The sequence below is a fragment of the Sphingobium sp. D43FB genome (assembly GCF_002312805.1).
Lineage (GTDB): Bacteria > Pseudomonadota > Alphaproteobacteria > Sphingomonadales > Sphingomonadaceae > Sphingobium.
Genome location: NZ_NMUA01000137.1, coordinates 1 through 1145, shown reverse-complemented (window position 1 = coordinate 1145; position 1145 = coordinate 1). Strand labels below are relative to the sequence as shown.

Annotated in this window: 2 protein-coding genes; both read left to right on the top strand. The window is 61.3% G+C overall.

Annotated elements, in window-relative coordinates; all coding sequences use genetic code 11:
* Positions 1-710 (top strand): tyrosine-type recombinase/integrase (locus tag SxD43FB_RS23670; protein WP_176482915.1); only part of this gene is annotated, 710 nt, incomplete at its 5' end.
* Positions 707-1145: site-specific integrase (locus SxD43FB_RS23665; protein ID WP_176482914.1), on the top strand; the 439-nt coding region annotated here is incomplete at its 3' end. The genes SxD43FB_RS23670 and SxD43FB_RS23665, both read left to right, overlap by 4 nt.

The window sequence follows — 1145 nt, the reverse complement described above, 5'->3', positions numbered from 1 at the left end:
GACCCGACCCGACCCCAAGGAAGGAGGCCGCCAAGCAATGGCGAAAGCCCCATATCTACTCGCCTGCCGACGTGCGACGGATGCTCGAGGTTGCCCGCACTTATCCGTCTCCACGAGTGCCGCTTCGGCCGCTCAGCATGTACACCATGCTGCTCCTCGCCTATTGCGCGGGCTTGCGGCGCGGTGAACTTGCCCGTCTCGATCTTGGTGACGTGGATCTGCCGGTTGGTACTATAACCATCAGGCAGACCAAGTTCTTCAAGACCCGCATTTTGCCGCTGCCGGGCAGCGTTATAGTCGAGCTTAGGGCATACATCGATGCGCGGCAGCGTGCCGGTGGATCGCAAGACGCGCGTTCCGGCCTCTTCTGGCACGAGCGAGGCGATGGCCATTACACGCCGGAAATGACCACATGGTTGCTCTCCGACGTCATACGCCGTGCGGGGTTGAAACCATTGCGAGGAAAAGCAGGTCCACGCGTTCATGACCTGCGTCACTCGATGGTCGTGAACAGGATGCTCGAATGGTACCGAACGGGCATCAATCCACAGGATCACTTGCCGTTCCTTGCGACCTACCTCGGCCATCGGGATATCAACTCCACGCTGGTCTACATCACGGTCACGCAGGAGTTGCTGCACCAGGCCAACGAGCGGTTCCGGGCGGTCGGCGCACAATGCCTCAGCCTGGGACGGGAGGCGCAGCCATGAGCAAGGTCGACCCGTTCCCGAACCTGCTACGCGCATTCTTCTACGAATGGCTGGTCGAACAGCGCAACGCGTCCATCCACACAGTCCGGTCCTACCGCGACACCTGGCGGCTGTACCTGCGGTTCGTCGCGCAGCGCGCTGGAAAGAAGGTGGCGGTGATCACACTGGCCGATCTGACAGCCAGCGAGGTCATCGCGTTCCTCAGCCATGCCGAACATGAACGCAGTAGTACGATCGGCACGCGCAACTGCCGGCTTGCAGCGATCCGTAGCTTCTTCCACTTCGTGGCCACCAAGGATCCCGCGTCGATCGCGCAATGCGTCGAAATCCTCCACATCCCGATCAAGCGCGCTCCGGCGTCGGAACCGAGCTATCTGGATCCGGCAGAAGTAACAGCGATCCTCGCTCAGCCAGACCGTTCGACCGTTGAGGGTA